Origin of the sequence: Sinomonas sp. G460-2 (assembly GCF_047759905.1) — a bacterium.
In the GTDB taxonomy this organism is placed as follows: domain Bacteria; phylum Actinomycetota; class Actinomycetes; order Actinomycetales; family Micrococcaceae; genus Sinomonas.
On the sequence record NZ_JBKZWT010000220.1, the window covers coordinates 1 to 6,271 of the forward strand.

The following is a 6,271-nucleotide window of genomic DNA, read 5'->3' on the forward strand; positions in this document are numbered from 1 at the left end:
GCTCGCCGTCGTCAATGCGGCAGGTGCGCCGGTGTTCCCCGGAATGCCCGCCGCGAGCGGTGAGAGGCTCTTTGGCGGCGCTCCTTCCGGAGGCAACACGACGCTCGCCGTGGTCGCCACGAATGCCGCCCTCACGCCGGCGGAGTGCAAGCGGACGGCGACCGCCGCCCATGCAGGGCTCGCGCGGGCGCTCAACCCGAGCCACACGCTCGTGGACGGCGACACGGTCTTCGCGCTCTCGACGCGGGCGGTCGAGCTGGAGCGGAGCCCGGACTTCGCGCGCACCGTGGGGCTCGTGACCGTGCAGACCGCCGCCGCGGAGGCCGTCCGTCTCGCGATCCTCGACGCCGTGCGGTCCGCGACCGCCGTCACGACCCCCGCGGGGACCTGGGAACCCTACCCCGCCCCGGCCGAGGCCCAGTAGCCGCCGGACTTTCACCACTTTCTGGTGAGCCGCCACGAGGTGTCCCCGCGTCGCGTCGGTGATTCGCGCCGTCGTCCGCTTGAAAACTGGTGAGACTCCCGGGGGCGAGGTTATCCACATAGAGCAGGCCGAGCCGCCGGAGCGCAGCCGTCCCGCGGCACGATGGCGGGATGGATGCCCTGTTGCAGTTCCTCCATCGGCGAGGCGGCGTCGCGCGCACGCGTGAACTCCTCGCAGCGGGCGTCCGCGAGCGGGACCTGGCGAGGGCAGTCAACGCCGGGATGCTCAATCGACCGCGCCCCGGCATCTACGCCCTCCCCGGAGCAGATCCGGTGCTGGTCCGCTGCGCGGCCACGAATTCTCGGCTGACGTGTCTCTCGGCTGCAGAGCACTACGGCCTCTGGACGCTGCGGAAGCCGGACAAGGTGCACGTGCTGAGGCCCGATGGCATGTTCTCGTCTGAACGTGCTGTGGTTCACCGGAGGAGCTGGGTGTCAGGCCAGCAGGATGGGTGGATCGCTTCCAAGGCGGACGTTGTGCTTCATGCCTTAGGCTGCCTGCCAGAGCTTGAGGCCCTGGTCCTGGTTGAATCGGCGTCTCGGCAGGGAATCTCTCTGGACTTCCTGCGCGACCGGCTGCCCGGACGGCGGAACGCGGGGGCGCGGCGGATCCTCGACCTCGTGGACGTCGGCTCGGAGTCTCTCCTCGAGACCCTCGCGCGCACACATCTGCGCCGGGCCGGCTTCCACGTCGAACCGCAGGTCGACATTCGCGGCGTCGGGTCGATGGACCTCCTCGTCGAAGGGTGCGTCGACGTCGAGACAGACGGCAAAGAGCACGAGGCACCGAGGCGTCGGCTCAAGGACTACCGCCGGGACAACACTGCCCAGTCGCTCGGCTTCGCCGTGGCGCGCTTCGGCTACGCCGAGATCGTGCGACGGCCCGAGTCGATGGTGAGTCAGGTGGCCGCCGTGGTTGAAGCTCGCCTCGCATTGGGTGGACTTCCCAACAGCGAAGACCTGTAGGACTTTCACCACTTTCAGCGCGGACGACGGCGCGACCCGCCGGCGGGGCGGGCGCACGCGCCGGGCGAGGCCGCGAAAGAAGGTGAAAGTCCCGCGCGGGAGAACGGCGTGTACCATGGGCGGATTTAACTTCCCGCCGGAGGTGGCGTACAGTTGTTTGTTGGCTGTCGGCCCTGCCGTGCCCTTTTCGGGGTGGCGACCGGCGGTTGAATCAACCATAGACGTCCACCGGGTGCCCGTGTGCCCGGCGGCACAACAGTTAGCGGAGGCTATGGCCAAGAAGGACGGTGTCATCGAGATCGAGGGCGTCGTGACCGAAGCGCTGCCCAACGCGATGTTTCGCGTTGAGTTGACGAACAAGCACGTCGTACTCGCTCACATCTCCGGGAAGATGCGTCAGCACTACATCCGAATCCTCCCGGAGGACCGCGTGGTGGTGGAGCTCAGCCCTTACGACCTGACCCGCGGCCGGATCGTCTACCGCTACAAGTAAGCAGCACGGCCGGGGGCACCCGGCCGTCTTTGCTGACCACCTGCAGAACACGCAAAGGAAAGCCATGAAGGTCAAGCCGAGCGTCAAGCAGATCTGCGACAAGTGCAAGGTGATCCGCCGTAACGGGCGGGTCATGGTGATCTGCGAGAACCCGCGCCACAAGCAGCGCCAGGGCTGATTTCCCCTCGCGGGAAAACAGTCCGGGCTGCGCCCACGCAATAACTAGATAGACGGCAGCACAAGCTGCGCTGGGACGAATTGGAGCCCGGACAGCTAACCCCCGGCCCGGAGGCTGGGGCCGCACGGAAAAGTGCGGGTGTACTGCCTACGACCTCCGGACAACACAAGGAGAACCGCCACTATGGCTCGTCTCGCTGGCGTTGACATTCCCCGCGAAAAGCGGTTGGAAATCGCGCTTACTTACATCTACGGCGTGGGTCGCACCCGTGCGAAGGAGACGCTCGCTGCCACGGGCATCAGCCCGGACGTTCGCGTGAAGGATCTCACGGACGCCGAGCTGGTCCAGCTGCGTGACTACATCGAGGGCAACTACAAGGTTGAGGGTGACCTTCGCCGCGAGGTGGCCGCCGATATCCGACGCAAGATCGAGATCGGTAGCTACGAGGGCCTGCGTCACCGCAAGGGCCTTCCGGTGCGCGGTCAGCGCACCAAGACCAACGCTCGTACCCGCAAGGGTCCGAAGCGGACCGTCGCCGGCAAGAAGAAGGCCGGCCGCTGATAGCGGCTAGCGTCACCAAGAAGTAGGAGACCTCATGCCCCCGAAGACCCGTGCGACCTCGGTCCGCAAGCCGCGTCGCAAGGATAAGAAGAACATCGCGCTGGGCCAGGCGCACATCAAGAGCACGTTCAACAACACGATCGTCTCGATCACCGATCCCTCGGGCGCCGTGATCTCGTGGGCCTCGGCCGGCGAGGTCGGCTTCAAGGGCTCGCGCAAGTCCACGCCGTACGCCGCCCAGCAGGCTGCCGAGTCTGCAGCGAAGCGTGCGCAGGAGCACGGCCTTCGCAAGGTCGACGTGTTCGTGAAGGGCCCGGGCTCGGGCCGCGAGACCGCGATCCGCGCGCTTCAGGCCGCCGGCCTCGAGGTTGGCTCCATCCAGGACGTCACCCCGAGCGCCCACAACGGTTGCCGCCCGCCGAAGCGTCGTCGCGTCTAACTGGTTGTCGATGGGCCTGGCCGGCCGCGGGGAACCGCGGCTGGCCACCGGTCCGTTACTTAGTCAGACCGTTTTCCATCCATCTGTGTTGCGTCATATAGCGGATGCTCGCTGAAAGGAAACTCCGTGCTTATTGCACAGCGCCCCACACTGTCTGAAGAAGTGGTGTCCGACAACCGCAGCCGATTCGTGATCGAGCCGCTCGAGCCCGGCTTCGGCTACACGCTCGGCAACTCGCTGCGTCGTACTCTGCTCTCCTCTATTCCGGGTGCCTCGGTCACGAGCGTCCGGATTGACGGTGTGCTGCACGAATTCACCACGGTTCCCGGGGTCAAGGAAGATGTCACCGAGATCATCCTGAACCTCAAGAGCCTGTCCATCTCCTCGGACCAGGACGAGCCGGTCGTCGCCTACCTGCGCAAGCAGGGCCCGGGCGTCGTCACGGCTGCGGACATCGCTCCGCCGGCCGGCGTGGAGATCCACAACCCGGATCTCCACATCGCGACGCTCAACTCCAAGGGCAAGTTCGAGCTCGAGCTCACGATCGAGCGCGGCCGCGGCTACGTTTCCGCGGCGCAGAACAAGTCCGCGGACGCCGAGATCGGCCGCATTCCGGTCGACTCGATCTACTCGCCCGTGCTGAAGGTCACCTTCCGCGTCGAGGCGACCCGCGTTGAGCAGCGCACCGACTTCGATCGCCTGATCGTGGATGTCGAGACGAAGCCGGCCATCAAGCCGCGCGACGCCGTCGCTTCCGCGGGTACCACGCTCGTGGAGCTCTTCGGCCTGGCCCGTGAGCTCAACACGGCGGCCGAGGGCATCGAGATCGGCCCGTCGCCGACCGACGCGGCGCTCGCCGCGGACATGGCGCTGCCGATCGAGGATCTGGACCTCACCGTGCGCTCGTACAACTGCCTCAAGCGCGAGGGCATCCACACCGTGGGTGAGCTCGTGGCGCGCTCCGAGGCCGACCTGATGGACATCCGGAACTTCGGTGCCAAGTCCATCGACGAGGTCAAGGCCAAGCTCACCGAGCTCGGCCTCTCGCTCAAGGACTCGCCTCCTGGTTTCGACCTCGCCGCTCGCGCAGCCGCGATCGACGAGGACGAGGCCCCGTTCGGCGACGACGACCTCTAAGCCACCATGAATTGACCGCGGCCGGGCATCGCCCGGACGCGGCACACCCGAGGAGAAACTACTATGCCTGCACCCGCCAAGGGTCCGCGTCTGGGCGGTGGCGCCGCGCACGAGCGCCTCATGCTCAACAACCTGGCCGCTGCGCTTTTCGAGCACAAGCGGATCACGACGACCGTGACGAAGGCCAAGCGCCTCCGCCCGGTCGCCGAGCGCCTCATCACGTTCGCGAAGCGCGGCGACCTCGCCTCGCGCCGCCGTGTCCAGGCCGCCATCTCGGCCCGCACGGCCACGAACAAGGGCATCATCCACGAGCTCTTCACGGAGATCGCGCCCCAGCTGGCCAACCGCGAGGGTGGCTACACGCGCATCACCAAGATCGGCAACCGCAAGGGTGACAACGCCCCCATGGCCGTCATCGAGCTCGTGCTCGAGCCGGTTTCCCCGAAGCAGGCCGTCGTGAAGGAGGCCGAGAAGGCCGCCGAGCGCGCCGCTGCCCCGAAGGCCGAGCCGGTCGTCGAGGCTGAGGTCGAGGAGACCGCGGCTGCCGAGGCTCCGGTCGAGGCTGAGGTCGAGGAGACCGCGGCCGCCGAGGCCGAGGCTCCCGCTGAGGAGACCGCGGCGCCGGCTGCCGAGGCCGAAACCGAGGCCAAGGGCGACGACGACGCCAAGTAAGCCCTGCCGTCGGGCGCCACTAAACTGGGGCGCATGACAGCAGAGAAGGCCCCCGTTCCCAACCCTGGGAACGGGGGCCTTCCCTCGTCCGGGGGCCCCCCCCGCGTGCGGGTGCGGCTCGACGTCGCGTACGACGGCGGGCCCTTCAGCGGGTGGGCCGTCCAGCCGGGCCTGCGGACCGTCCAAGGCTCGCTCGAGGAGGCGCTCGGGCTCATCCTGCGGCGTCCCGCGCGGGTCGTGGTAGCCGGGCGCACCGACGCGGGTGTCCACGCGCGGGGGCAGGTGGTCCACGTGGACCTCACGGAAGCGGAGTGGGAGTCGCTCCCGCGCCGCTCGGACGCCGCACCGGAGGACGTGCTCGCGCGGCGACTCCGCGGGGCCCTGAGCCGTGTCCTCGCCGAGGAGACGGGGGCGCTCGAGGTGCGCCGCGCCGCTGTGGCTCCCGAGGGCTTCGACGCGCGGTTCTCCGCGCTGTGGCGGCGCTACTCCTATCGCATCGCGGACCGGCCCGAGCACTGGGACCCCACGCTGCGGGGCGTCACGCTGTGGCACAAGTCGGCGCTCGACGTGGGCCGCATGAACGGCGCCGCCGCGCAGCTGCTCGGCCTCCAGGACTTCCTCTCGTTCTGCAAGCCGCGCGAGGGCTCGACGACCGTGCGCGAGCTCCAGGACTTCTCCTTCGAGCGGACGCATGACGGCGTGGTCCTCGCCCATGTGCGCGCCGACGCGTTCTGCCACAACATGGTGCGGACCCTCGTGGGGGCGTCCTTGCGGGTGGGGGAGGGACTCGAGCGGCCCGAGTGGCTCCACGAGCGCCTGCTCGCGCGCGTCCGGGACGCGAAGACGCGGCTCGCGCCAGCGCACCCCCTCGTCCTCGAGGAGGTCGGCTACCCCGAGACGGCGGAGGAGCTGGCCGCGCGCGCCGAGCAGACGCGCGCGCTGAGGGACCCTGCCTGACGCCCTGCCCTAGGCGAACTCGGGGCCGCGCACGGGCAGGAGCAGTGTGAACACGCTCCCGCGGCCCGGCTCGCTTTCGACCTCGAGCCGGCCGCCGTGCCGCTCCGCGATCCATTGCGTGAGCGCGAGGCCTAGCCCCACCCCCGGGATCTCGGAGCGTCTGGCCTCCGCCGTGCGGAAGAAGCGCTCGAAGACGCGCTCCTGCTCTCCCGGGGCGATGCCCATGCCCCGGTCGCTCACCTCGACCGTGACCCAGCCGTCCCGCTGGGCGGCGCGGAGCCGCACGGTTCCGCCGTCGGGCGAGTACTTGATCGCGTTCGAGAGCAGATTGTCCACGGCCTGGCCGACTCGGAGCGGGTCGGCCCGGACCCACAACGGCTCCTCG

The 6,271-nt window shown here is 68.8% G+C and carries 10 protein-coding genes; 9 read left to right on the forward strand and 1 reads right to left on the reverse strand.

The features are described 5' to 3' along the window. The 9 genes from ACLN58_RS16345 to truA all read left to right on the forward strand — a co-directional run. On the forward strand, positions 1–424 hold a 424-nt coding region (locus ACLN58_RS16345), incomplete at its 5' end, for a P1 family peptidase (protein WP_415856313.1). Between the two features lie 170 nt (positions 425–594). Next, on the forward strand, positions 595–1,449 hold the full coding sequence (locus tag ACLN58_RS16350) for a type IV toxin-antitoxin system AbiEi family antitoxin domain-containing protein (protein WP_415856314.1): 855 nt from the start codon (positions 595–597) through the stop codon (positions 1,447–1,449). Between the two features lie 271 nt (positions 1,450–1,720). Continuing rightward, complete coding sequence (gene infA, locus ACLN58_RS16355; RefSeq protein ID WP_011775571.1) at positions 1,721–1,942, forward strand: translation initiation factor IF-1; 222 nt, start codon at positions 1,721–1,723, stop codon at positions 1,940–1,942. Between the two features lie 64 nt (positions 1,943–2,006). Then, a complete protein-coding gene (gene rpmJ / locus ACLN58_RS16360) occupies positions 2,007–2,120 on the forward strand; it encodes a 50S ribosomal protein L36 (RefSeq protein WP_011775570.1) in 114 nt (37 codons plus the stop codon). Between the two features lie 183 nt (positions 2,121–2,303). Beyond that, positions 2,304–2,681 (forward strand): 30S ribosomal protein S13, encoded by a 378-nt coding sequence (rpsM, locus tag ACLN58_RS16365; RefSeq protein WP_415856315.1) that lies wholly within the window; start codon positions 2,304–2,306, stop codon positions 2,679–2,681. Between the two features lie 34 nt (positions 2,682–2,715). Then, positions 2,716–3,120, forward strand: a complete 405-nt coding sequence (gene rpsK, locus ACLN58_RS16370) for a 30S ribosomal protein S11 (protein WP_043120112.1) — start codon at positions 2,716–2,718, stop codon at positions 3,118–3,120. Between the two features lie 126 nt (positions 3,121–3,246). Then, entirely contained in the window at positions 3,247–4,257 is a 1,011-nt protein-coding gene (locus tag ACLN58_RS16375; protein ID WP_307965149.1) for a DNA-directed RNA polymerase subunit alpha, read from the forward strand. Positions 4,258–4,320: 63 nt separating this feature from the next. After that, positions 4,321–4,929 carry a 50S ribosomal protein L17 gene (rplQ, locus tag ACLN58_RS16380; protein WP_415856316.1) on the forward strand — a complete coding sequence of 203 codons (609 nt, stop codon included), beginning with the start codon at positions 4,321–4,323 and terminating at the stop codon, positions 4,927–4,929. A 33-nt stretch (positions 4,930–4,962) separates the two neighbouring features. Further along, entirely contained in the window at positions 4,963–5,886 is a 924-nt protein-coding gene (gene truA, locus ACLN58_RS16385; RefSeq protein WP_415856317.1) for a tRNA pseudouridine(38-40) synthase TruA, read from the forward strand. A gap of 9 nt (positions 5,887–5,895) precedes the next feature. On the opposite strand, the gene ACLN58_RS16390 is transcribed toward truA, so the two are convergent. Next, a partial coding sequence (locus tag ACLN58_RS16390) for a sensor histidine kinase (protein WP_415856318.1) occupies positions 5,896–6,271 on the reverse strand: 376 nt, incomplete at its 5' end.

Coding starts and splice junctions, on each gene's coding strand:
- rpsM (WP_415856315.1), top strand. CDS start 2,304: ATGGCTCGTCTCGCTGGCGTTGACATTCCCCGCGAAAAGCGGTTGGAA.
- infA (WP_011775571.1), top strand. CDS start 1,721: ATGGCCAAGAAGGACGGTGTCATCGAGATCGAGGGCGTCGTGACCGAA.
- rpsK (WP_043120112.1), top strand. CDS start 2,716: ATGCCCCCGAAGACCCGTGCGACCTCGGTCCGCAAGCCGCGTCGCAAG.
- rplQ (WP_415856316.1), top strand. CDS start 4,321: ATGCCTGCACCCGCCAAGGGTCCGCGTCTGGGCGGTGGCGCCGCGCAC.
- rpmJ (WP_011775570.1), top strand. CDS start 2,007: ATGAAGGTCAAGCCGAGCGTCAAGCAGATCTGCGACAAGTGCAAGGTG.
- ACLN58_RS16350 (WP_415856314.1), top strand. CDS start 595: ATGGATGCCCTGTTGCAGTTCCTCCATCGGCGAGGCGGCGTCGCGCGC.
- truA (WP_415856317.1), top strand. CDS start 4,963: ATGACAGCAGAGAAGGCCCCCGTTCCCAACCCTGGGAACGGGGGCCTT.